Genomic DNA, 24,693 nt, shown 5'->3' on the forward strand with positions numbered 1-24,693 from the left:
TTTGTATCCTGGGTTCGCACTGTAAACAAAGACAATACATGCAATTACGCGCTGAAAATATCATGAAGTCCTACCGGGGTCGGAAGGTGGTGAAGGGAATTAGCCTGGAGGTCAATCAGGGGGAAATCGTGGGGTTGTTGGGTCCAAACGGAGCCGGTAAAACCACTTCCTTTTACATGATTGTCGGATTGATCAAACCCAATGGGGGTCGCATATTCCTGGACCAAACGGAGATCACCAAATTCCCCATGTACAAGCGGGCGCAATATGGAATCGGGTACCTGGCCCAGGAGGCCTCTGTTTTCCGCAAACTAAGCGTAGAAAAGAATATCCTCAGCGTACTGCAACTGACCAAGCTCAGTAAGAAAGAGCAGCATATGCGTATGGAAAGCCTGTTGGAGGAATTCGGTATCGGCCATATCCGCAAAAACCGGGGCGATTTACTATCAGGAGGGGAAAGGCGACGGACCGAAATCGCACGTGCCCTGGCGACCGATCCTAAATTTATACTTCTTGATGAACCTTTTGCGGGGGTAGATCCTGTAGCCGTAGAAGATATCCAGCGTATTGTTGCGCAGCTCAAAGAGCGGAATATTGGAATCCTGATTACGGATCACAACGTTCAGGAAACCCTGGCGATAACCGAGCGCTCCTACCTGATGTTCGAAGGGGGCATCCTCAAATCGGGAATACCAGAAGATCTTGCAGCAGATGAGATGGTGCGCAAGGTATACCTCGGGCAAAATTTCGAGCTGAGAAAGAAGAAATTACACTTCTAGAACCTTTTTATCAGCAGTTTACTGACTTTCGTCTCCCTTGGATTTAGGTGTCCCCAGGGAGAAGAGAATATACGCCAGGATAACCAGGGGGATCCCCAAATACTTCAGGGTAAGGATGAGCACGGCAGCCACAATCAGAAAGATGTATTTCAAGCCGTTCTCTTTGAAAGACCACCCGCGAAACTTTAACGCAAACAAGGCAATCGGGGCATTGAGCAGCCAGGCAGAAAGCAGGGTCAATCCCACCAGTAACCAGGTATTGAGCAGTAGTCCGTTAATGGCCTCACTCCCATTGTACATCAGAATCAGGGGAAGGGAAATAATCATCAGCGCATTGGCTGGTGTTGGCAGCCCGATAAAGCTATCTACCTGATTCTCATCGATATTAAAACGGGCCAGACGCCAGGCCGAGGCCAGGGTTATTCCCAGCCCCAAGAAAGGGAACCAGGCATCCATAAAATGCTCGCGTCCGAGGGCATCCAGAAAAAAACTGCCGGAGTTCCACCCGCCAAAGACCGACATTCCCAATAACTGACACATGACCAGCCCAGGGACCAGCCCACTGGTAATCAGGTCTGCAAGGGAGTCTAATTGTACTCCCAATTCGGATTGCACCCCGAGTAATCGGGCTAAAAGTCCGTCCAGGAAATCGCAAACAACGCCGAGGATAAAGAATATCGCGGCCCATTCCAGGCGCCCCAATACGGCAAAAACAGCCGCAATAGAACCAAAGAACAGGTTCAGGAGGGTTATGAGATTGGGTAGGTGTTTCATACGGTATGAAAATACAAACTTTCACCCGATTCAAGTTTGGTAAATATTTTTCATCTTTGTGAAGCCCTCGAAAACCACCCTATATTTCCCTCATTACATGAAGCAGTATTTGCTCGTTTTACTTTTGTCTTTCACGGGCATGTTATCCACGATATGTGCCCAGGACATCCAACTCGGGCCGGAATCGCGAATCAGCGTGCTCACCTGTGGTCCCGGAAGTGATCTATACTCCAAATTCGGTCATACGGCATTCCGTGTTCAGGATCCTGCACTGGGCCTGGACTGGGTATACAATTACGGCACCTTCGACTTTGACCAGCCAAATTTCTATCTCAAATTTGCAAGGGGCCAGCTCGACTATGCCTTAAGCCGTCAGCAATTCCCCAACTTCCTTTATGTCTATCAACTGGAAAGCCGTTGGGTACGAGAGCAATGGTTAGACCTGCAGCCTGCCGAGCGCCAGGAAGTCTTCGAATTTTTAGAGGAAAATTATCGCCCTCAAAACCGGTTCTACAAATACAGTTTCCTCCGGGAAAATTGCGCAACCAAGATTCCCGATATCCTGCAGCAAAGCCTCAGCGGGGAACTGCAAATAGCATCCGACGAGGAAAGGCTGGACAAGACATTCCGTGATCTGATTCAATCGAACCTGCATACCAACAGTTGGTCGTCCTTTGGTATTGATCTGGCACTGGGTGCCCGGATCGATCGGGGCGCTACCGCTAAAGAGCGGCAATTCCTCCCAGAATATGTAATGGAGCAACTGACCGGGGCCGTGTATAATGGAAAGCCGCTAATCGCTTATGATAGGGTAGTTCTGGATCTGGAATCCCCCGATACACTACTATATTTTACGGCCACCCCGCTTTTTTGGTTACTGGTACTACTCATACTGACCATTGCCATTACCTGGATCGACTTCAAAAACAAAAGCCGGAGCAGGCTAATGGATGGGGTACTCTTCCTCCTTACGGGATTGGCCGGACTGTTTTTATTCTTTCTATGGTTCCTGACGGACCATCAGGATACGGTCTGGAACGCTAACCTGCTTTGGGCTTTTCCGGCTAACCTCCTGCTGGGATACCTGCTTTTGGTCCGGGCTGAGGCCCCGGCCTGGGTTCCTAATTACCTTAAAGGTTTAGCGGCTGCCATCGGGGTTTGCGCCTTGCTTTGGCTGTTCGGTATTCAGGTATTCTCCCCTCTGGTACTGGTGATTTGGCTCACCTTGTTCCTGCGTATTGCCTTCCTGCTCCATCACTATACTTCCCGAAATTGAATTTACTGAGTGCGGAAAACCTGAGTAAATCCTATGGGGAACGCCAACTGTTCTCAGGCCTGAATATTGGGGTTAATCAGGGGCAAAAAATCGGCTTGATCGCCCGAAATGGAAGCGGTAAATCTACCCTTTTACATATTCTGGCCGGCCGGGATTCCGCCGATACCGGTCAGGTAGTCTACCGGAAAGGCTTGCGTTTGTCCTACCTGGAACAGGAGCCGCAATTAGATCCTGAATTGACCATCGGCCAAACACTCTTCGCTTCGGATCACCCAGCGTTGAAGGTTCTGGAAGCCTATGAAAAAGCGCTGCAGCATCCTGAAGACACCAAGGCCTATCAGCGGGCCTTTGATGCCATGGAACGAGCTGGAGCCTGGGATTTGGAAACGCGATTTAGCCAAATCCTCTCGCGACTGCAATTGCACGATCAATCTCAGAAAGTCGCCGTACTGTCCGGAGGTCAAAAAAGGAGACTCGCCCTGGCCCACGCCTTGCTCGAAGATCCTGATCTCCTACTCCTCGACGAACCGACCAACCATCTGGATCTGGAAATGATCGAATGGCTGGAGTCTTATTTTGAGAATCAGCCTATAGCCCTGCTCATGGTTACCCACGATCGCTACTTCCTCGATAGAGTCTGCACCGAAATCCTGGAGTTGGAGGGAAATGGCCTGCACACCTATCCTGGTAATTACAGGGATTATCTGAGCGAAAAGGAGGCGCGTCAGGCAGTAGCAGCGACCACCCAACGTAAAACGCGCTCGCTCTACCTCAAAGAACTGGAATGGATGCGACGCCAACCCAAGGCAAGGACAACCAAATCCCGGGCCCGGATTGAGGATTTCCACGAACTCAAAAAAAAGGCGCTCAGTCGCGTTCAAAACCGGGAATTAGAATTGGAAATCAACATGGAGCGTCTGGGTTCCAAGGTTGTGGAATTCCATAATGTAGGTCTTGCCTTTGGGGACAAAGTGCTTTTTGAACACTTCAGTTACAACTTTCAGCGCGGGGAACGCGTTGGGCTCATAGGCCCCAATGGAAGCGGAAAAAGTAGTTTCCTGAACCTGGTCACCGGGGCCTTGGAACCCGGAAAAGGTAAAGTAGTCCGAGGGGAAACGGTTCAGTTCGGATACTACACCCAGCAGCGACCAAGTGTTGCCCCCGGACGTCGGGTGATAGACATTATCCGGGATTTCGGGGATTATATCCCCTTAAAAAAGGGCAGGGAACTCAGCGCCCAGCAATTACTGGAACGCTTTCTCTTTGATCGCAAACAACAGTACGATTATGTGGAAAAACTCAGTGGGGGCGAACTTAAGCGCTTAATGCTGTGCACGGTACTTATCGGAAATCCGAACTTCCTGATCCTGGATGAGCCGACTAATGACCTGGATATCGTTACCCTCGGGGTTCTGGAATCATTTCTGATGGACTTTCCGGGCACCCTGCTCATTGTTTCGCACGATCGTTATTTCATGGACAAGATCACGGATCACCTTTTTGTCTTTGATGGCCTGGGAGGTATTCGGGATTTCCCTGGAAATTACAGCGATTACAGGGCTACCGGCTTCCCGGAAAATTCCGGCGAAGTTCAAGACAGTAAGCCTGCATCGGAAACAACTGCTTCAAATTCCGGGGCAACCGACAGCAAGCAGTCAACCGGGGCGCGAAAGGGTAAGCGTAATTATGCCCAGCAACGCGAATATCAGGAGCTGGAAAAAGAAATTGCCAGCCTGGAGGCACGGAAACTGGAAATCGAAAAGGGATTTGCCTATCCGGATATCGACGGGGGCACTATGGATGCCTTGTCCGTAGAAATGTCTGCACTGATCGCGGATTTGGAATCAAAGACCGAACGCTGGTTTGAATTGGCAGCCATCGAGGAAGGATGAAAGCAGGCCTAAGCATAGTACCGGAGGCCTGGAGAAGATTCTCATTTAATCTCAGGGCAAAAAACAGGCACGGCACCCATTCCCCATTCATCTATGAATTCCTGGATAAGTCGCTTTACGCCGGACCCCGAACCGGTAATCCTGAGTTGCGTTTAAAACAAGCCGCCGAACCCTATTTTACATCTCTGGGCCACACGTTCCTGAACTGGGAAGATTCCGCGACGCAACTTAAAGCATGGCTGGAGGATCAGCAGATGCAGCGGGAAAAGGTTGTCCTTTACTGGGATGGGATTCGATCCTCTTCGGAGAACTATGAGGATTGGAAGGAAATCCAGGCGCATCCCAATATTGGACAAATTCTGGAAACCTATGGGGCGGCATTGCTCTTTTTCCGCACCAACCAGGTCCGGGAACATTTTAAAATACGTTTATAATCGCTATTTTCGGGAGGATGGAGCAAGGCATTTATTACATACTCGCAGGACTGTTATTTGTTTACCTCGTTATTGGTATTTATAACCGTAGAAAAGGTAAACAGCGTAGGAATCGCAATTTTATGGAAGGACGCCGTTACCGGGATCGCAAGGAAACCGGGAATCACCAAAAATCGGACGACTCCAAGGAATAGGCTATGAAAATATACACCAAGACCGGGGATGCCGGAACCACCGCCCTTTTTGGGGGTACCCGGGTACCCAAACACCACATTCGTATCCAGAGCTATGGTACGGTCGACGAATTAAACTCCTGGATTGGACTGCTCTATGACCAGATTGAATCCGATTTACTGCGCAAAGAATTAGAGCGTATTCAGGACCGACTCTTTACTCTGGGATCCCAATTGGCCACTGAACCTGCAAAAGCAGATAAATTAAGCGCTCGCAGGGCAAATCCCTTACCGGAAGTAACGCCATCGGACATCCTTGCCCTGGAGGAAGCCATGGATCGGATGGATGCCAGCCTGGAGCCCATGACGCATTTTATCCTTCCCGGTGGGCATCCCATAGTAAGTCAGTGCCATGTTGCCCGAACGGTCTGTCGCCGGGCGGAGCGCATGAGTACCCTACTCAATGAGCAGGAACCTATTCCGGAAGCCGTACTCAAATACCTCAACAGGCTTTCCGATTACCTCTTTATTCTGGCACGAAAGTTGACCGCTGATCTCGGAGTGGTTGAAAGAAAGTGGATGCCAGACGCCAATCAGGAATAAATCCGCAATTTCATCGTTCTAGATTTGCTTAAACGGCAATAATTTCGTTAATCTCTCAAAAAGATTCTGTATTTCTTTGCCGTTTACGCTTAAAATTTATTTTTGCAAAAATTTAAATACCATCTGCTAACATGTATTGGACATTAGAACTTGCATCCTATTTGAGTGACGCCCCCTGGCCTGCCACCAAGGATGAACTGATCGATTATGCGATCCGGACGGGAGCCCCGCTTGAGGTTGTGGAGAATTTACAATCCATGGAAGAAGAAGGCGGAGAAATTTACGAATCCATCGAAGAGATCTGGCCGGATTATCCTACGGAAGAGGATTACCTCTGGAATGAGGATGAATACTAATTCCCTGGCCAATAAAGCCCCAAAAAGTCTCTTCGGAGGCTTTTTTTTTATGTAATTTTGACAGGCTTTTGCCAAATTTTAAGGGGTTGTCAGCCTTGGAATACCTTTTGTTGTATTGGGAATAACCTTTTAAAACAAACAGGGCGCGCAGCAATACCGCCGTCCACCTGAAACGATTCGAAAATTCCACCTGTCAAAGCGGATCCGTGGAATTCCAAAATATACACTTATATGAGTTTTTTAAATTCAGTCCTGAAGGCCTTTGTTGGAGATAAAGCCGAGAAAGATGTCAAGGCCCTTCAGCCCATTGTTGAAAAAATAAAGAGTTTTGAACCCGCACTACAGGGGCTCTCCCACGATGAATTACGCGGGAAAACTCTGGAATTCAAGGCCGCCATAAAAGAGGCAACCGCCGGGGTCCAGGAGCAAATCGACGCCCTTAAGGCAGAAGTTGAGGAGTCTACCGATATCGATAAGAACGAATCCCTTTATGCGGAAATCGACGCCCTGGAAGAAGAGGCCCACAGCATAACCGAAAAAACCCTGGAAGCGCTGCTCCCGGAGGCTTTTGCAGTCGTTAAGGAAACGGCGCGCCGATTCGTGGAAAACTCCACCCTTACCGTTACAGCGAGTGAATTTGACCGCCAGCTTTCCGGAACTATGGATTATGTGAAGCTCGAAGGAGAGCAAGCCCATTGGAGTAATTCCTGGGACGCGGCCGGGAAGGAAGTTACCTGGGATATGGTGCATTATGATGTTCAGCTCATCGGGGGTATTGTCCTGCACCAGGGTAAGATCGCCGAGATGCAAACCGGGGAAGGGAAAACTCTGGTTGCCACCCTACCGGTTTATCTCAATGCATTAGCGGGCAAAGGCGTGCACCTGGTAACGGTTAACGATTACCTTGCGAAAAGGGACAGCGCCTGGATGGCACCCATTTTTGAATTTCATGGCCTGAGCGTAGACTGTATTGACAAACACCGTCCGAACTCGGAAGGCCGGCGTGCAGCATACAACGCGGATATTACCTATGGAACCAACAACGAGTTCGGTTTCGACTACCTCCGTGACAATATGGCACACACCCCTGGGGATTTGGTTCAGCGCCCCCACCATTACGCCATTGTAGATGAGGTGGATTCCGTCTTGATCGATGATGCGCGAACTCCTTTGATCATCTCCGGACCCGTTCCCGAGGGAGACCGCCACGAGTTCAATGAACTGCGGCCCAAGGTTGCCGAGCTCGTCCAAAAACAACAACGCTACCTGACCGGGGTACTGGCCGAAGCCAAAAAGAAGATCGCCGAGGGCGATGCCAAAGAAGGGGGATTCCTCCTGCTTCGTGTCCATCGCGGATTACCTAAGAATAAAGCCCTGATCAAGTACCTCAGCGAGGAAGGTACCAAACAGCTGCTGCAAAAGACGGAGAACTTCTACATGCAGGACAATAACCGAGAAATGCCCAAGGTAGATGCAGAATTGCTGTTCGTTATCGAAGAAAAAACCAATCAGATTGAGCTAACCGATAAGGGGATCGAATACATTAGCGGCGATCAGGAAAAAGACTTCTTTGTACTTCCGGATATTGGGAGTGAGATTGCTGCCATCGAGAACCAGGAACTGGAAATCGAAGAGGAGGCAAAGCTTAAAGACACCCTATTCAAGGATTTTGCGGTGAAAAGCGAACGCATCCATACCATGACCCAGCTCCTCAAGGCCTACGCGCTTTTTGAGAAAGACGTGGAATACGTGGTGATGGACAATAAGGTCATGATCGTAGATGAGCAGACCGGGCGGATTATGGACGGGCGGCGTTATTCCGATGGTCTCCACCAGGCTATTGAGGCCAAGGAAAACGTGAAGATCGAGGCCATGACCCAAACGTTTGCCACGGTCACCCTCCAGAATTATTTCCGAATGTACCGCAAATTATCGGGTATGACCGGTACCGCAGTTACCGAAGCCGGGGAATTCTGGGAAATCTACAAACTGGATGTGGTGGAGATCCCTACCAACCGGCCCATTGCCCGTGACGACCGCCACGACCTGATTTACAAGACCAAACGGGAAAAATACAATGCGATAATCGAGGAAGTAACCCAGCTGAGTGCTACCGGAAGGCCTGTGCTTATCGGTACTACCTCTGTGGAAATATCGGAACTCCTCTCGCGCATGCTCAACCTGCGCAAGGTTCCTCACAATGTCCTCAACGCCAAGCTCCACAAAAAGGAAGCGGATATCGTTGCCGAGGCCGGTAAGGCCGGGGTGGTAACCATTGCAACCAACATGGCGGGCCGGGGTACAGATATTAAACTCTCCGACGAAGTAAAACAAGCGGGAGGATTGGCGATTATTGGTACAGAGCGCCACGATTCCCGACGGGTAGACCGCCAATTGCGCGGTAGATCCGGTCGTCAGGGAGATCCGGGTAGCTCGCAATTCTATGTGTCGCTGGAAGACAACCTCATGCGACTTTTCGGCTCCGAGCGCGTAGCCAAGATGATGGACCGCATGGGCCTGAAAGAGGGAGAAGTTATTCAGCACAGCATGATGACGAAATCCATAGAACGCGCCCAGAAAAAAGTAGAGGAAAACAACTTTGGAATCCGCAAGCGCCTGCTGGAATACGACGATGTGATGAATGCGCAACGGGAAGTAGTGTACAAACGCCGTCGCCACGCCTTGCAGGGAGACCGACTGAAAGTCGATATCGCCAACATGATCTACGACACCGGTGAGGTGATTGCAGAGACCAACAAAATGGCGGAGGATTACAAGAATTTTGAGTTTGAACTGATCAAGTATTTCTCAATTACCGCCCCCGTAACGGAGGATGAATTCAAAAAGATCCCACTGCAGGACCTGGCGCGAAAAACTTACGATCAGGCCTATTCCCACTACCAGGAAAAGATGGAGCGGGCCGCCGAGACTGCCTTCCCGGTAATCCGGAATGTACACGAGGACCCGGCAAGTAGCTTCGAGCGTATTGTGGTCCCCTTCACCGATGGCATTAAAACCCTGAAGGTCGTAACCGATCTGCAGAAAGCCTACGACAGCAAAGGAAAGCAACTCATCAACGATTTTGAGAAGAATATTACCCTTGCAATTATCGATGAAAGCTGGAAGACGCACCTAAGGAAAATGGACGAACTCAAGCAATCGGTTCAGCTAGCCGTACACGAACAGAAAGACCCGCTGTTGATCTACAAATTCGAGGCTTTTGAGCTGTTCAAGTCCATGATTGAGAAGGTGAATAAAGAAGTGGTGTCTTTCCTCTATAAAGGGGAATTACCCAGTTCAAACACCGGACAAATCCAGGAAGCACGTCAGGTTAGAAGGCCCAAGGAAAAACTGCAAACCAGTAAGGAAGAAATCCCGAACAGCGACGAACTGGCCGCCCGCAGCCGGGCTGCAGGCCAAACCCAGGGACAACGACCTCAGATTACGGAAACCATTACGCGGGACAAACCCAAAATTGGCCGTAATGAGCGGGTAACGATCAAGAATGTCATGTCCGGGGAAAACAAAACCCTGAAATTCAAGCAGGCTGAGCCCCTGATAGCTAAGGGGGAATGGGTACTGGTCGAAGATTAGTCCCGTTGTTGGTAATCTCCTAAAACATATTTAGCTTTACGTCCTGAATAGGTTCAGCGGGCTCCCCCTTTGTCGCTGTACTACCGATTCAAGCCGATGCAGGACCAGCCTTTATACCTAAAAATGAAGAAGCAGGACAAGTTCCGGGAGCGCCTGAAGGACAAAACCGAGCTTTTCCTCAAAGTAAACCACATTGGCACGCTTTGCTGCCTGGTACTTGCCATCCTGTGTTACTTCCTCCTGAAGATCACCGCAATTATCCCCTGGATCCTTCTGGGGTTCGTCGTATTGAATTTCATTAACCTCTATGCGTTCCGAACGCATAAGAACCTGACCCTGACGTACAATATTGCCTCGCTTATGGGCCTGGCCGGATCGGTAGCCATTGTTTTGTATAGTGGTGGAATTAACAGCCCGTTTATCTTTATCCTGGCTGTGCTCGTCTTTGCCGGCTATGTCACCACGCGGGTTTACGGGCGGATATACCTGATCGTGAGCCTGGTATTCCTGGTTTTGATTTACTCACAGAGTGTAGAGGGATTCAGCCGGGTATCTAATGTTGTACCGGAGAATTCCCGGGAGCTTTTTGCCTTATTCAGCATTATGCTTTCAGTATACCTACTCGGTGGCGTGTTCGGCAGGAACTTGTTAAGTGCGCACCACAAACTTTACCGCTCCAAAGGGGAGATCGAACAGCGGATGCAGGAAAAGGAAATGCTGCTGAAAGAGGTGCACCACAGGGTCAAAAATAACCTGCAGACGGTATCCTCACTCCTGCGCATGCAAAGCCGGGAGATCGACGACAAGGATATACAGAACCTGCTGCAGGGAAGCCAGAATCGCGTGGTTTGCATGGCCATGGTGCACGAAATGCTTTATATGCGCGACGATTTGGCCAAAATCGAATACCGCTCCTATGTCGAAGACCTGGGTGCTTACCTGATCAAATCTATTAAAGGGCCTAAAAGTAAAATCCGCCTGAATATCGACATCCCGGACATTGAGTTAGGGATAGATACGGCGATCCCACTGGGACTATTGATAAACGAAGCGGTAACCAATGCCCTGAAATACGGATTCAAAGACCTGGACGAGGGCGAAATTACCATTGCGCTCGAACGCGAAAACAAAACAGAATACATCCTGCGGATCGGGGACAACGGAGTTGGATTCCCGGAGGAAATAACTCCGGCTTCTACCAAATCCCTCGGCTTGAAACTCATCCACAACCTCAGCCGACAACTCAAGGGAGATGTAATTCGGGATTTCTCCAAGAAAGGAACCAACTACATCATCCACTTCCAGGAAGCGGCCCAGGCACCCTTCCATACGCTCGCCTAAAGATTTTCTATCTTTAAAGCTCGGACCAACCCGAGAACCTATGAAAAAAATTACACTGCTGCTCCTGCTGTGCAGCTTTTCCGTTACTGCTCAAGACTATTTTCTAAAAAAGTACGAACCCTATAATTCGGATGTTCCAAGCCCTGAAACTTTTCTGGGATATGGCGTTGGCGAATACCATACCCGCCACGACCGTATTGTAGCTTACCTGAACACCCTGGCCACCAGTTCGCCCAGAGCGGAGATTGAACTATATGGCTATACCCACGAAAAAAGGCCTTTGGTAATCCTCAGGATAGGGACGCAAGGAAACCTGCAAAATATTGAAGCGCTTCAGCAAAGGCACCTGGTCTTCACCGATCCGCAACAGAGTGCTGCCAGCGACCCGGAGCTTCCAATTTTTATTCAATTGGGGTACAATGTCCATGGCAATGAGCCCTCCAGTTCTGAGGCCGCCATGCTTACCGCCTACATTATGGTTGCTTCGGAGCACCCTGAAATTGCCAAATTCCGGGAGCAATCGGTAATTTTCCTGGATCCAACGATCAACCCGGATGGACGCGACCGACATACGCAATGGGCCAACACCTATAGGGGCAATCCCCTGGTTACAGATCCTCAGGATGCTGAACATAATGAATACTGGCCGGGAGGACGAACCAACCACTATTGGTTTGACCTGAACCGCGATTGGCTGCTCGCAATTAACCCCGAGAGTCGGGGAAAGCTAAACTGGTATCACCAGTGGTATCCGAATGTGGTTACGGATTTCCATGAAATGGGTACGCAAAGCACGCACTTTTTTGAACCTATGAAAGCCAACGGCTCTCGAAATCCAATTATGCCGAAGGAAAACTATGAAGACCTCAATAACAAATTTGCGGAATACTTTGTAGAAGCGCACGACAGCCTGGGATCCCTGTATTTCTCTAAAGAAGTTTTCGACGGAACCTACCCCGGATACGGTTCCTCCTATCCGGACCTTCAAGGTGGTCTGGGATTGCTTTTTGAACAAGCGAGTTCCCGGGGACATGCCCAACGAACCGCTTTTGGGAAAATTACCTTCCCTTTTACCATTCGTAATCAACTGGTCTCCGGGATGGCTACCATAAAAGCTGCCGTTGAGAATAAGGACTATCTACGCAATTATCAGAAGCTCTTCTTTACCAGTGGATTGCGCAACGCCGCGGCTTCCCGAACGCGGGCATACACCTTTGAACTGGAAGACGATGCCAACCGCTTAAAGGCCTTTCTGGATAAACTCCTGATCCATCGTGTAAAGGTATATCGAAACGGAGATCGCCGATTTACAGTACCTACAGATCAACCGCAGTATCGCATGGTGCAAAGCTTCTTCGAAACGTATTCCACCTACCGGGATAGCGTTTTCTACGATGCGTCGGCCTGGTCGGTAGCGAACTTTTATAACATAGCGTATCGCCCACAGCGCAGCTTTAATTCCGGGCAGGAACTCACCAGTGTGGAAGACCTCTTCCTTCCCGATGCCGTGCAACGATCGGATTACGCCTATATCGTCAACGGCAATGATTACAATACCCCCGCGCTGATACACTATTTACAGTCCCAGGGGCTGGTTGTAAGCAGTGCTTTCAAACCCTTTACCACAAGGGTAAACAGTCAGGAAAAGTCCTTTGATTACGGTGCGGTTATCATCCATGTCCCTTCTCAGTCCAAATCGGCCGATGCCGTATTTCAAATCGTGCAGGAGGGGCAATCGCGCTTCCAGATTCCAATCGATGGCGTACGATCGGGTTATCATCTCAAAGGGGTTGATTTAGGTAGCCGCTACATGAATCCCCTGCGTAAACCAAAAGCAGCGATGCTGGTAGGTGAAGGCACCCGATCCTACGAGGCTGGGGAGGTATGGCACCTGCTCGATACCCGTGTTGGGATGCCCATAACCAAACTTCCTTTACGCGATTTTGATCGTATCGATCTGAAAGGATACAATACCCTGGTGATGGTAAGCGGAAACTATCGATTTTCCGAGACCCAGCAGGAAAAAATCAAACAGTGGGTACGGCAAGGGAATACCCTCATTACCATAGGTACAGCTACTTCTTATGTGGTTGATAAGGAATGGGTGAAAGAATCCCTGGTCAGCGATAAAAAGGACAGCACAGCTACCGTAGAACGATTGCCATATGGGGATGCCGGTGAAAATTCTGGCAGGGAACGTGTTGGAGGTATTATCCTTAAAGCCGATCTGGACCTCAGCCATCCCCTGGCCTTTGGTTATACCCGCTCCGACCTGCCGGTGTACAAGAATAATGAAGTGTGGCTCAAACCAAGTAAAAATGCCTATAGCACGGTAGCTCAGTACACGCCAAACCCACATATCGATGGTTTTATTTCGCGAGAGAACCTGGAGGAAAATGCCAAAGGTTCTGCATCGCTCGTGGTGAGCCGCCTCGGCGGAGGCCGGGTAGTACTATTTGCCGACAATCCTAATTTCCGCGGTAGTTGGTACGGTACAAACCGCCTGTTCCTGAATGCAATTTTCCTGGGGAATCATATCCGCGTACCGAACTAGGCAAATTCCAAATTCCAAAACCCAAATTCCAACTTCCAAAATCAAACCACCAACCTGATATTATGAGAACCACAATACTTCTTTTTGCGCTGCTAATAAGCTCGGCGATTTCAGCTCAAAGCAATTTCTCCGAGGGCCCCTATGACCAGTTGATTATCCGGGGGGCAACCCTGATAAATGGTAACGGAGCGCCACCCATAGGCCCGGTAGACATTGTCATTGAGGGAAATACTATTGCTCGGGTTCAGGTTGTTGGATATCCCGGAGTGGCTATTAACCCGGATCGCAGACCGCAATTGCAGGCCGGCGGAAAGGAGATCGATGCCAGTGGCATGTATGTCTTACCCGGATTTGTAGACATGCACGGACATATTGGGGGAACCTCACAGGGAGCGGAGCCCGATTACGTCTTTAAACTCTGGATGTCTCATGGGATAACCACCGTAAGGGAACCCAGTGGAAGAGGCGTCGATTTTACTCTGGACCTGAAGAAAAAGAGTGCAGCAAATAGTATCGTAGCCCCGCGTATCCTGGCCTATACCGGATTTGGACAGGGGCATGATGGTCCAATCTCAACCCCCGAGCAGGCGCGCGAATGGGTGCGGGAAAACGCCCGTAAGGGGGCGGATGGTATAAAATTTTTCGGGGCTCCTCCCGAAATTATGCAGGCAGCGCTCGAAGAAAATAAAAAGCTGGGACTGCGATCGGCCTGCCATCACGCCCAGATGGATGTGGCGCGGTGGAATGTCCTCAATTCGGCACGTGCCGGCCTGACCAGTATGGAACACTGGTACGGCTTACCGGAAGCCCTTTTTGAAGACAGGACGGTACAGGATTATCCCCTCGACTATAACTATGCCAACGAGCAACATCGTTTTGAACAAGCCGGTAATCTATGGCAACAGGCCGCAGACCCGTATTCCGAGCATTGGAATGCGGTAATGAAGGAACTCCTGGACCTCGATTTTACCCTGGATCCAACCTTTAATATTTACGAGGCAAGCCGGGATCTGCATCGGGCCCGAAGGGCCGAGTGGCACGAGGATTATACCTTGCCATCGCTTTGGCGCTTCTACGCCCCCAGCAAGGTAAGCCACGGTTCCTACTGGCATTATTGGGGTACAGAACAGGAGGTTGCCTGGAAGGAAAATTACCGGCTGTGGATGACCTTTATCAATGAATACAAGAATAGAGGCGGCCGGGTGACTGCAGGATCAGATTCGGGGTTTATTTATCAGCTTTATGGTTTTGCCTACGTTCGGGAACTGGAATTGCTAAGGGAAGCCGGATTTCATCCCCTGGAGGTTATCCGGGCAGCGACATTTAACGGGGCAGAAGCCCTCGGAATGTCTGATAAAATAGGTACGGTAGCCGTTGGCAAACTAGCCGATCTTGTGCTGGTTGGTGAAAATCCGTTGGAGAATTTAAAAGTACTTTACGGAACAGGTGCCATTAAACTCACAGAGGATAACGAAGTTGTTCGAGTGGGAGGAGTACGCTATACCATCAAAGATGGAATTATCTACGATGCTCCAGCCCTGCTGGCCGATGTCAAACGCCAGGTAGACGAAGCCAAGGCCCGGGAAAATTTCCAACTGAAACAACCTGGGAAAGAATAATCGTCGATTAAATGCTGGGAGGCAGGTAATTACTTGCGCACACGCACCGCTTTAAGCTGCTTTTTCCTGTTTCGAAACTGTATGGCTGCTGCGGAGAAAAGTAATGCTAAGGTCAGGAGTATCATAGGGTAAAAGATTTGGGTAGGGACAAAAAGTAGATTTTTGAAGTGAGAAAGTAATCCAAATCCCTCAAAAACAGTTCTTTATTCGGCATACGGTTAGTATCTTCGGTAAAGATCACCTTTTGCTATGACCAAGAGAATACGTTTTGTCCTTTATCTGCTGGCGATGACATGCCTGGTCATCCCGGATTTACACTCCCAGGAGAAGCGACTGGAAGTGGCTGTGTACGAATGTATTAGAAATGCGTATCCCGACCAGGGCAAAGCTCTGGACAGCCTGGTAGACCAGTACGAGAATGAATTAGTGGCACAGGGATTCCTGGAGGACCGCTCCGCAGAATCCTACTATAATCTTTTCCAGCGATTAGCCTCAGGCTCCCGGATAGAACGAGACTTAGGCCTTGAGTTTGTCTTTCGAATGGAACGCCTTCCCGCTATAGATTCCACCGCATCCCTGAAATGTCAGGAAAATCTGATCAACTATGATCCGGGACCGGAGGGCGGCGTAAAACTGGCGCTTTTTGAGCTAACACTCTATGGCCCACAGGCCTCAGAAAAGACGCGCTCCCAGCTCGCACAGGTAGTTTTGGACTTGCTGGAGATAAGGGATTTCAACTTACCCTTATATCGCTTGCAAACCTATTGGATACTCGACTTACAGGAACCCGCAGAACTACCGGAGGTAAGTATTAACAGCAGGCCTAATTTTCCTGCAGAAGGGTCCAGCACCTTACGCCTGTACTACACCCAGGAAGGACAAATCCTGATCGATAATGTTCAAATCGATCCTGGCTGGATCAAGAAACGCATAGAAAGGCACTTCCGCGATTACAAATCGGAAACCGTCTTTGTGGTTACTGTAGACCCCGATCTTCGATTTCGCGAATACCTGCGGGTGAAAGACCAGTTACTGGGCGTTATTAATACGGTTCGCAACGAATATGCCGTTGCCACCTTCGGAAAGTCTATTGCCAATCTGGACGAAGATGAGAAGCGGCAGGTAGACACCGCCTACCCTATCCAGGTGGTATTTCCGAATTAAAACGGGTTTATTTTCAATAAGCGATGCGGACCGAACTCCAACCCCTCCTCAATCAGATTCAAAGGTATGTTTCCCTCACCGAGGGTGAAATCGAGAAATTGCTCGCAATTTGTGAAGTGAAAACATTCCGAAAACGACAGTTCCTGGATCAGCCCGGCTTTGTTAGCGGGTACCGCAATTACATTCTCAAAGGCGCATTCCGGTCCTATTTCATTGACCCTGAAGGAAAAGAACACACCGTTCAAATCGCTATTGAGGATTGGTTTGTCAGCGATTTCTACAGTTATATCACCCAAACTCCGGCAACTTTGTTTGTAGAGGCTCAGGAAGATACTACCCTGGTTCAAATGGCCTACAAGGATATTGAAGGCCTTTGTAAGGAAATCCACGCTTTGAGTGAATATTTTCGGATAACCACGGAGCGTGCCTTTGCTTTTTCACGGCATAGAGCCCTTTCCGGGATTTCCATGTCGGCTGAGGCGCGGTACCTGGAATGGGCTGCGAGGTATCCCGAAATGGATCGCCGGATTTCCCAGAAAGTAATTGCCTCCTACCTTGGAATGACCCCGGAATTTCTAAGTAAAATCAAGAAAAAGATTAGCAGCGAGTGCTAGTCCTTTTCTACGAGTCCTAGTCCTTTTCTATAAGATTCGAATTTCTCGGAACTCCCTCCCCACTATTATCTTAAACTAGTTCAAGCGGTTTTCCTGAACTACTTCATTGGTATCCGCCAGCTTGTTGGGCATTTTTGTCGGGTACTTGATCACTTGATCAATACATCATAAAAAACATCTGTAAATATTATGAAACAGCGAAGTTGGTTGATAACAGGAGGATCGAGTGGTCTGGGCAAATCCCTGGCCCTATGCGCAATTAAGGCAGGGGATACCGTCTATGCAACGTTCCGGTCGTCTGAGCAGGCCCAGTATTTTGAAGCCCAATACCCGGGACGGGCCATTGGTCTGGTAGTAGATTTGGGCATGCCGGAGCAGGTAGCCTCCTTGATTCAGAAATTGGGGAAAGAAGGCATAGTCCCTGATATTCTGGTTAATAATGCCGGTATGGGATTCGTCGGGGCCATTGAAGAAACAACCCAAGAAGAGGCCCTGCACCTGTTTCAGGTAAATTTCTTTGCGATGCACGCCTTAACCCGGGCGCTTCTTCCAGGCATGCGGGCCCGTAAATCCGGGCAAATTGTACAGCTTTCTTCTCATAGTGGGGTTCATGCCTTTCCTGGATTCGGCATGTACAGTGCGAGTAAATTTGCCATGGAGGGTTTATCCGAAGCGCTGAAGGCCGAACTGGCTCCGCATGGCATTGACGTAATTCTGGTGGAACCCGGACCTTTCCGAACACAATTTGCCTCCCAATTGCCGGAGGCCGAGATGCGGTTGCCTGATTATGAAGAAACTTCGGGTGCTTTTCGAGATAAATTGAAGTCAGTAAGTGGAAAGCAGGAAGGCGATCCCGAAAAGGCTGCCAAACTGATTTACCAAACCCTGAGCACTGATAAAAGGCCTTTTCGCTTGATCCTGGGGCCAACTGCCCTGAAGACAGTTACCCTAAAGCAGGAGGCGCTGGAAGCAGCCTTGAAGGCTTCACAAGCTCATGCCTCGGAAGTGATTTATTAAAAAAAACCACCAGTTTTCACTGGTGGTTTTTATATCCTTTAGTCTTTGGAGAGGAACTCCTCAAAACTATCGAGTTCCAGTTCGTCTCCGCCTTTTACCTTAGGCTTAAGCGCGGCGAACTCTTTTTTAGCGGCCTCAAATCGATCCCGGATAAGCTTGAGATTTTCCAGGTCTGCTGCCGAAGGGGCATCATAGCTACTGGCCACCTTGCTGTACAAATCGCCCATTTTCTCACGCAATTGGGGCTCAGCACTGCCCACATAGTTATCACCAGTGGTAATCACCAAACTCTCCTTTAAGGTATTGAGCTTACGCAAATCTCGGGTATCCCCGGCGGCCTCTGCCTGGGCAATATAGGCATCCACCTCATAGACCATATAAGCCAGGGACTCCGTCATGTTGTAGAGTTCCATAGTGGTCTTATGCTTGGCTTCGCGGGCCTCCGCTGAAATTCCATTGTCGGCGTATACCAATTCGAAGGGATACTCATAGGTCTGGCGTCCCTTGTTGATGACCGCCTTATAGGAACCGGCTGGTACCGTGGGTGAGGTAAAGCCTCCGAAAGTAAAGGTTTTACCCTTAGCCATTTTTGGTTGCCTGCGGGTATACCCCCATTCCACTATATTGATTCCCTTGGCCTTACCGGGCTCCAGGTCGAGGATTTTGTTTCCTTCCATATCCTGGATTTCCATGGTCATTTTCCCAAAGGTGTGCCGGCTTTTCATGAAATATTTGATCTGTGCATTGTCCGTAGGATTGGATCCGACAAACTCCGTTGAGGTCGTTGAACTTCCGAATCCTCCGGTTTCATCGATTACCGTGGGCTCCCCGCTGAAAAAGTGCAGGGTCTCCCCCATCACTGTTGCGTTTAATTGACGCAAGGGTGAAATATCATCGATAATAATGATTCCCCGCCCATGAGTTCCCAGAACAAGGTCATTGGTTTGCTCCTGTAATTCTATAAAATGTACAGCTACGGGAGGAACATTGTTTCGGAATGGCGTCCAACTCAACCCGCCGTCGAGCGTAACAAATAATCCAAATTCAGTCCCGAGGAACAACAAGTCCGGATTCTCAAAATCCTCCTGGATACTCCGGGTAAACCCTTCTACCTCGTCGGTGATGATCGACTTCCAACTGGCTCCAAAATCCGTGGTTTTATAGGCGTAAGGATTCATATCGCCACTTGTGTGCCCCTCGAATACCGCATATGCGGTTCCCGGGTTATGAACGCTGGCTTCAATATGATATACCCAGGTATTTGCGGGAAGGCCAGGGATATTGGCAACGGTATTGGTCCAGGTTTTACCGCCATCGCGGGTGATTTGTACATTCCCATCATCGGTTCCCACCCAGATTATATTTTCATCCAAAGGAGACTCGGCTATCGTAAAAATTGTGGTGTGATTCTCAGCACCGGAGTTGTCCGTAGATAATCCACCGCTGTCGGCCTGGTTCTGTTTGGCCGGGTCGTTCGTGGTAAGATCCGGGCTAATGACTTCCCAGGTATCGCCCATATCTTCAGATTTATGCAAATACTGGCTGCCCATATAGAAGCGATCCGGTTGATGGGTGCTTACCGCCATGGGAGGGTTCCAGTTAAACCGAAGATCTTCCGCCCCAGCTGAAGGTTGTGGTTCGATGGTCTTGACCAAACGGCGCTCCGTGTCGAACCTCCAAACATTTTCCGCCCCTTGCATTTCGGAATAGATTATCGGTTTTGTAGGGTGTTTCAATACGCGGAAACCATCCCCGGCCCCTACGGAATTCCAGTCCCGGGCAGAGATACCTCCGGGGGAGTCCGAAGGTCCGTACCAGGAACCGTTATCCTGAAGTCCTCCATAAATGTTATAGGGTTCTGCATTGTCTACACTGATTTGGTAAAACTGCGATAAGGGAAGATCCTCGCAAATTTCCATGGTGTTTCCTCCATCCCAGCTGCGATACAGTCCCCCATCGGTACCGGCATAAAAAATATCTGAATCTGAAATGCCAAATGCCAGATCGTGGATATCGGAGTGCATGTTTCCGAGGTTGCGGAAGGTTTTACCACCGTCTCTTGAGATAGAGCCGCTAAGTCCGGCCTTAACCACAACATTTTCGTCCCGTGGATCTACCACGATACGGGAGAAATAGAACGGTCTAACGGTAATCTCAAAATCATTGTTGAGTTGCTCCCAGCTGGCACCGGCATCATTTGAACGGTACAAGCCTTTACGCGTATCCTCTTCGGCTTCGATTACCGTATAGAGGACATCGGGGTTTGAGGGAGCCACAGCGATCGCCAGGCGGCCCAAATCTCCCTCGGGAAAGCCGTTATGAATCTTATTCCAGCTTTGCCCCCCGTCGGTAGACTTGTACAGGGCACTGTTGCCTCCCCCTGAGGAAAAGGACCAGCCTGTCCTGCGAAAATCCCATAGGGAAGCATAGAGCGTATTGGGATCTGTCGGGTCCATTGCCAGGTCCGCTGCGCCCGTTCCAGGCCCCACATACAGGATTCTTTCCCAGTTGGCGCCTCCGTCGGTAGATTTATAAACGCCGCGTTCTTCGCTATCGCTCCATAAAGCACCCAGTACACCTACGTAAAGTGTATTAGGATCCTGAGGATGAACAATGACATTGGCAATGCGCTCGCTGTTTTCAAATCCAAGCGATTCCCAGGTGGCTCCTCCATCTTGGGATCGGAACAGGCCGCATCCAATAGATACGCTATTTCGGGTCCAGGTTTCACCGGTTCCCACATAAATTGTATTGTCCGGATCGCTGGGATCCAGGGTAACCACGCCGATAGACTGGCAGTGATCGTCAAAAATCGGAGCGAATGTGGTTCCGGCATCACCGGATTTCCAAACGCCACCACCGGCAGCACCAACATACATAATGCGATTGTTGGACGGGTGTAGTTCCAGGTCGTTGATACGACCACTCATCAGGGCGGGTCCGATATGGCGAGCCCTGAGGTCGCCAAATAAATTGTCTACCCGCAAAGTGTCTCCTTGCTGGGCATACGAAGTTGCAGGCAGGCATAATAGCAGACCTGCCAGGATTCCTAGTGTTCTCATAGTGGTTTGTCTAAAAGAAAAAAGGCAGGCCGTAGCCTGCCTTTAGCAGTAATTTTACTTGTCGGTGACTTCCTCTGGGAAGGCGAATATGGCTTCATCAACTTCGGGATTCAGCTCAATAGTAGTCATGCTGATAGGCTGTGATGGACCATTCTTTACACCTTGGCTCATTGAAAAAGGCATGTAAATTCCATCTACTTCCTGGTAATCAGAGAAAGTAATGTATTGCATCTGTCCTTTAGCAGGTCCCTGATTAATCTGGGATTCCAGCGCCAACGGAACAAAGTTTTCCGCATCGAAATAGTAGAATGAAATGTCCTCAACGGTCTCCCCTTCGATGGTAAGTGGTTCCTTAACCAGCTTAATCTTAAACGTTTCGGTTCCTTCGATGGTCTCGGTTCCCATCAATTCCACGGTATATCCTTTTTCCTTATAATCCAGGAAGGCATCCGGGAAGTCGTTGGTATTCAATTTAAAATTGGCAGTAGTTTCTGCATCGCTTTTTTCAGCTTTTCCAGTCTGGAAATTCGTTCCCCAAAGGCTTTCTCCATCAAAGACCCCTTGTTTGAATTCCTGTCCCTGTAACTTTATGACAGTAGCCTGGCGCCCATCACTCATCTGATAGATTTCCAGGGGTATTTCCATTCCCCCCTGATTAACGCTGGCCGTCATCTTCATTCCCTTAATGGCTTTAAGGTTCTCCTTTCCACCGATATTCTCGAAATACGTATCGAGGATTTCATCGGCGGTTTGTGCCTGAGCAGGCATCGCAATCGCCAAAGCGATTACCATGATTAATTTGTGTAATGTTTTCATTGAAAATTTTTTGGAAGTGTTTTATTGAAATAGTCTCTGGACTATTGGTGTGATTAAAATAAGAATTGTTACAGAATCACCGGAAAATAAATCGGAAAATACCGAAAAGTTAATCGAAGCTTAAACTCCCTCTTTGCGCAATACCTCTAACGGTGGGCTCTTTACAACCGATTTAGAGTTTGCGCGTCCAATCCAGACAACCATTAGTGTGATCGCAGGAATCACAATCAGGAATGGGATCAGGGACGGATTAAAGGACACCTCGAACAGGCTAACCGCCAGGAGTTGGGTAGCGAGCAGGGCGAGCAGGGCGCCCATAATACTGCCGATGAGTCCAAGGAAAACGTATTCCAGGGTATTGATTCGGATAATCTGCCGACTATCCGCTCCGATCGTTCTCAGCAAGACCCCTTCCCGCATGCGCTGAAATTTACTGGTCCGCACGGCACCGAGCAAAACAATTAGCCCTGTGAGGATACTGAAGAAAGCCATAAACCGGATGATCCAACCTATCTTATCCAGAATGTCCCCTACAGCATCCAGGATTTGACGCACGTCCAGAGCTGTGATATTCGGAAAGCGTTGCACCAATTGCTGCTGCAGTCCGGCAGAGGCATTTGCATTATCGGCATAAGTGGTCATAACCTGAAACTGAGGGGCTTCTTCGAGAACGCCTCTGGGAAAGACCATCGAAAAATTGAGTTGCATGCGGCCCCAGTCGACTGCCCGGATGCTACCGACCACAGTAGGCATTAATACCCCCTGTACATTAACCATTAGGGTATCCCCTATCCCTACCAACGCATCCCGGGCAACATTGTCCGATAAGGAAATGGGTACCGGGCCATCGCCGGAATACTCCGAGACCCACTCCCCGGATTGCAGGGATTCAGAAGCGATTAAGGTGTCGCGATAGGTAACCCGGAATTCATGGCTCAGGATCCATGGATTTATGCGCGAAGTGGTATCCCTGCGAATACTTTCTACCGATTTCCCGGCAATCTGGTCGAGCCGCAGGGTCACAATAGGAATGTTTTCCATAACAGGCATTCCTGCTGAGCCGATTATCGCTGCCACACCTTCCTGCTGACCGGGTTGTATATCCAGGAGGATGAGGTTCGCAGCCGGGGTCTGATCTTCGATTTTAGCACGTGCCAGGAGCATATCCTGAGTAAAATAAAGCGTGCTGATCAAGAATGTGCCCAGACCAATGGCTAGAATCAATACCAGGGTCTGATTATTCGGGCGGAATAAATTCTGAATCCCCTGACGGGCCTCGAAACTCCATCCCTTAGGAAAATAGCGTCGAATCAGACGCATCAATAACCAGGTGAGCGCCCCTAGAATTAAAACAGCAACAGCCATCCCCACCACAAACCACAATGCCTGCATTGGGCGCTGGAGCAGCAAATAGGCCACTCCCCATAAAATCCCAAAGATGAAGACCATAACGGTGAGGCTGACGCGCTTTGAAACCGGGGGACTTCCCTCATCGATGCGCAGCACCGCCAGCGGGCTCACAAACCAGCTTCGGATCAGCGGCAACAACCCAAAGAGCAAAGACATGCTAATCCCCAGAAACAAGCCAAAGCCCAGGGGTTTCCAATAGAAATCCCATTGTAACTCCACTGGCAGGAAATCGGCTATGAATAAAGGGAATACCCCTTGAAGCACATACCCCAGAACACTTCCCAAAATACCGCCCAGGATACCGATCCCGATAATCTGGATGAGGAAGATCCGAAAAGTATCGGCCCGGGATGCCCCCAGACATTTGAGGATAGCGATGGAATTTCGCTTATCCCGCATGTAGATATGCACCGCACTGGCAATCCCCATACAGCCCAGTAGGAGCGCTATGAAAGCGACCAGCTTTAGAAAACGGCCTACATTGTTGAACCGCCGGCCCAGACGTTGGCTGGTATCCGTATGCAGGTCCATGTCTGCATTGAGATCATCCAGAATCGGATCCCAGCGATTGTAGATATCCTGAAGGTTAGCACCTTTATCGGCTTTAAAGTAAATGTTGTATCCTACACGACTGCCCGTTTGTATGAGTTGAGTTTCCGGAATCAGGCGGTAGGGCAACCAAACCACTGGTGCCACCGAAGTAGCCACCTGAGTATTCCCGGGCGCCTGAATGATCTTACCCTGGATTGGAACCATGAGCTCCCCTATTTTTAGCGTATCTCCTACCTGAAGGTTAAATTGGGTCATCAGTGCAGCATCGGCCAGCGCTCCCCCATCTTCTTTATAAAAACGCGAGGCCTCAGCAGGCTGTGTTTCCACCCGTCCGTAGTACGGATAGCCGGGTTCGATCCCCCGTACCCGAACCAGCCGTGTACCCGGCTTTTCAACAAAAGAGATCATGGAGACAAAATTCACTTCCCGAGCCTGTCTTCCCGGGATTTGGGCGAGGGTATCGTTTAATATTTCGGATGGTGCAGATTCGGTATCCACCAAAAAATCGGCTCCCATTAACTCCCTGGATTGACCGGATATGGTATCCTCCAGGGTTAGGCCAAAACTCTGAATGGCCACCAGGGCTGCAATACCGAGTACGATAGAAGCCATGAATAAGAGCAACCTATTCAGGCTGGAGCGGGCGTCTCGCCAGGCCATTTG

At 49.5% G+C, this 24,693-nt stretch carries 18 protein-coding genes; 14 read left to right on the top strand and 4 right to left on the bottom strand.

Annotated elements, in window-relative coordinates; all coding sequences use genetic code 11:
- The first annotated feature begins 38 nt into the window (after positions 1-38).
- Complete coding sequence (lptB, locus tag BM318_RS11590; RefSeq protein WP_092982761.1) at positions 39-779, top strand: LPS export ABC transporter ATP-binding protein; 741 nt, start codon at positions 39-41, stop codon at positions 777-779.
- 18 nt (positions 780-797) lie between these two features.
- Here lptB and BM318_RS11595 read toward each other — a convergent pair whose 3' ends face one another.
- A complete protein-coding gene (locus BM318_RS11595; RefSeq protein WP_092982762.1) occupies positions 798-1,553 on the bottom strand; it encodes a CDP-alcohol phosphatidyltransferase family protein in 756 nt (251 codons plus the stop codon).
- 97 nt (positions 1,554-1,650) lie between these two features.
- Here BM318_RS11595 and BM318_RS11600 point away from each other — a divergent pair, with 97 nt between their 5' ends.
- The 13 genes from BM318_RS11600 to BM318_RS11655 all read left to right on the top strand — a co-directional run bounded on the left by BM318_RS11600 (position 1,651) and on the right by BM318_RS11655 (position 18,190).
- Positions 1,651-2,829, top strand: a complete 1,179-nt coding sequence (locus BM318_RS11600; RefSeq protein ID WP_245759816.1) for an Lnb N-terminal periplasmic domain-containing protein — start codon at positions 1,651-1,653, stop codon at positions 2,827-2,829.
- Positions 2,826-4,721: an ABC-F family ATP-binding cassette domain-containing protein gene (locus BM318_RS11605; RefSeq protein ID WP_092982764.1), complete on the top strand. Its 1,896-nt coding sequence runs from the start codon at positions 2,826-2,828 to the stop codon at positions 4,719-4,721. Before BM318_RS11600 ends, BM318_RS11605 begins: the two co-directional genes overlap by 4 nt.
- Entirely contained in the window at positions 4,718-5,155 is a 438-nt protein-coding gene (locus BM318_RS11610; RefSeq protein ID WP_092982765.1) for a hypothetical protein, read from the top strand. The genes BM318_RS11605 and BM318_RS11610 overlap by 4 nt, the downstream gene beginning before the upstream one ends.
- A gap of 17 nt (positions 5,156-5,172) precedes the next feature.
- Entirely contained in the window at positions 5,173-5,349 is a 177-nt protein-coding gene (locus tag BM318_RS14450; protein WP_177218307.1) for a hypothetical protein, read from the top strand.
- A gap of 3 nt (positions 5,350-5,352) precedes the next feature.
- Positions 5,353-5,931 (top strand): cob(I)yrinic acid a,c-diamide adenosyltransferase, encoded by a 579-nt coding sequence (locus tag BM318_RS11615; protein WP_092982766.1) that lies wholly within the window; start codon positions 5,353-5,355, stop codon positions 5,929-5,931.
- Positions 5,932-6,062: 131 nt separating this feature from the next.
- A complete protein-coding gene (locus tag BM318_RS11620) occupies positions 6,063-6,287 on the top strand; it encodes a DUF2795 domain-containing protein (RefSeq protein ID WP_013551418.1) in 225 nt (74 codons plus the stop codon).
- Between the two features lie 231 nt (positions 6,288-6,518).
- Complete coding sequence (secA, locus tag BM318_RS11625) at positions 6,519-9,881, top strand: preprotein translocase subunit SecA (RefSeq protein WP_092982767.1); 3,363 nt, start codon at positions 6,519-6,521, stop codon at positions 9,879-9,881.
- A 123-nt stretch (positions 9,882-10,004) separates the two neighbouring features.
- Positions 10,005-11,222, top strand: coding sequence for a sensor histidine kinase (locus tag BM318_RS11630; protein ID WP_245759817.1), 1,218 nt, complete (start codon positions 10,005-10,007; stop codon positions 11,220-11,222).
- 40 nt (positions 11,223-11,262) lie between these two features.
- Entirely contained in the window at positions 11,263-13,776 is a 2,514-nt protein-coding gene (locus tag BM318_RS11635; protein WP_092982769.1) for a M14 family metallopeptidase, read from the top strand.
- A 62-nt stretch (positions 13,777-13,838) separates the two neighbouring features.
- Positions 13,839-15,395 (top strand): amidohydrolase family protein, encoded by a 1,557-nt coding sequence (locus tag BM318_RS11640; RefSeq protein WP_092983512.1) that lies wholly within the window; start codon positions 13,839-13,841, stop codon positions 15,393-15,395.
- A 249-nt stretch (positions 15,396-15,644) separates the two neighbouring features.
- Positions 15,645-16,559 (top strand): hypothetical protein, encoded by a 915-nt coding sequence (locus tag BM318_RS11645; RefSeq protein WP_092982770.1) that lies wholly within the window; start codon positions 15,645-15,647, stop codon positions 16,557-16,559.
- A 23-nt stretch (positions 16,560-16,582) separates the two neighbouring features.
- On the top strand, positions 16,583-17,173 hold the full coding sequence (locus tag BM318_RS11650; RefSeq protein WP_092982771.1) for a Crp/Fnr family transcriptional regulator: 591 nt from the start codon (positions 16,583-16,585) through the stop codon (positions 17,171-17,173).
- Positions 17,174-17,362: 189 nt separating this feature from the next.
- Positions 17,363-18,190 (top strand): SDR family NAD(P)-dependent oxidoreductase, encoded by an 828-nt coding sequence (locus BM318_RS11655; protein ID WP_092982772.1) that lies wholly within the window; start codon positions 17,363-17,365, stop codon positions 18,188-18,190.
- 38 nt (positions 18,191-18,228) lie between these two features.
- Here the strand turns inward: BM318_RS11655 and BM318_RS11660 are convergent, their stop codons facing one another.
- From BM318_RS11660 to BM318_RS11670, 3 genes are all read right to left on the bottom strand, one after another.
- A complete protein-coding gene (locus BM318_RS11660; RefSeq protein WP_092982773.1) occupies positions 18,229-21,252 on the bottom strand; it encodes a WD40/YVTN/BNR-like repeat-containing protein in 3,024 nt (1,007 codons plus the stop codon).
- Between the two features lie 54 nt (positions 21,253-21,306).
- Positions 21,307-22,068 (bottom strand): outer membrane lipoprotein-sorting protein, encoded by a 762-nt coding sequence (locus tag BM318_RS11665; RefSeq protein WP_092982774.1) that lies wholly within the window; start codon positions 22,066-22,068, stop codon positions 21,307-21,309.
- Positions 22,069-22,188: 120 nt separating this feature from the next.
- Positions 22,189-24,690, bottom strand: coding sequence for an ABC transporter permease (locus tag BM318_RS11670; protein WP_092982775.1), 2,502 nt, complete (start codon positions 24,688-24,690; stop codon positions 22,189-22,191).
- Positions 24,691-24,693: the final 3 nt, after the last annotated feature.

Source organism: Robiginitalea myxolifaciens (genome assembly GCF_900115205.1).
GTDB lineage: Bacteria > Bacteroidota > Bacteroidia > Flavobacteriales > Flavobacteriaceae > Robiginitalea > Robiginitalea myxolifaciens.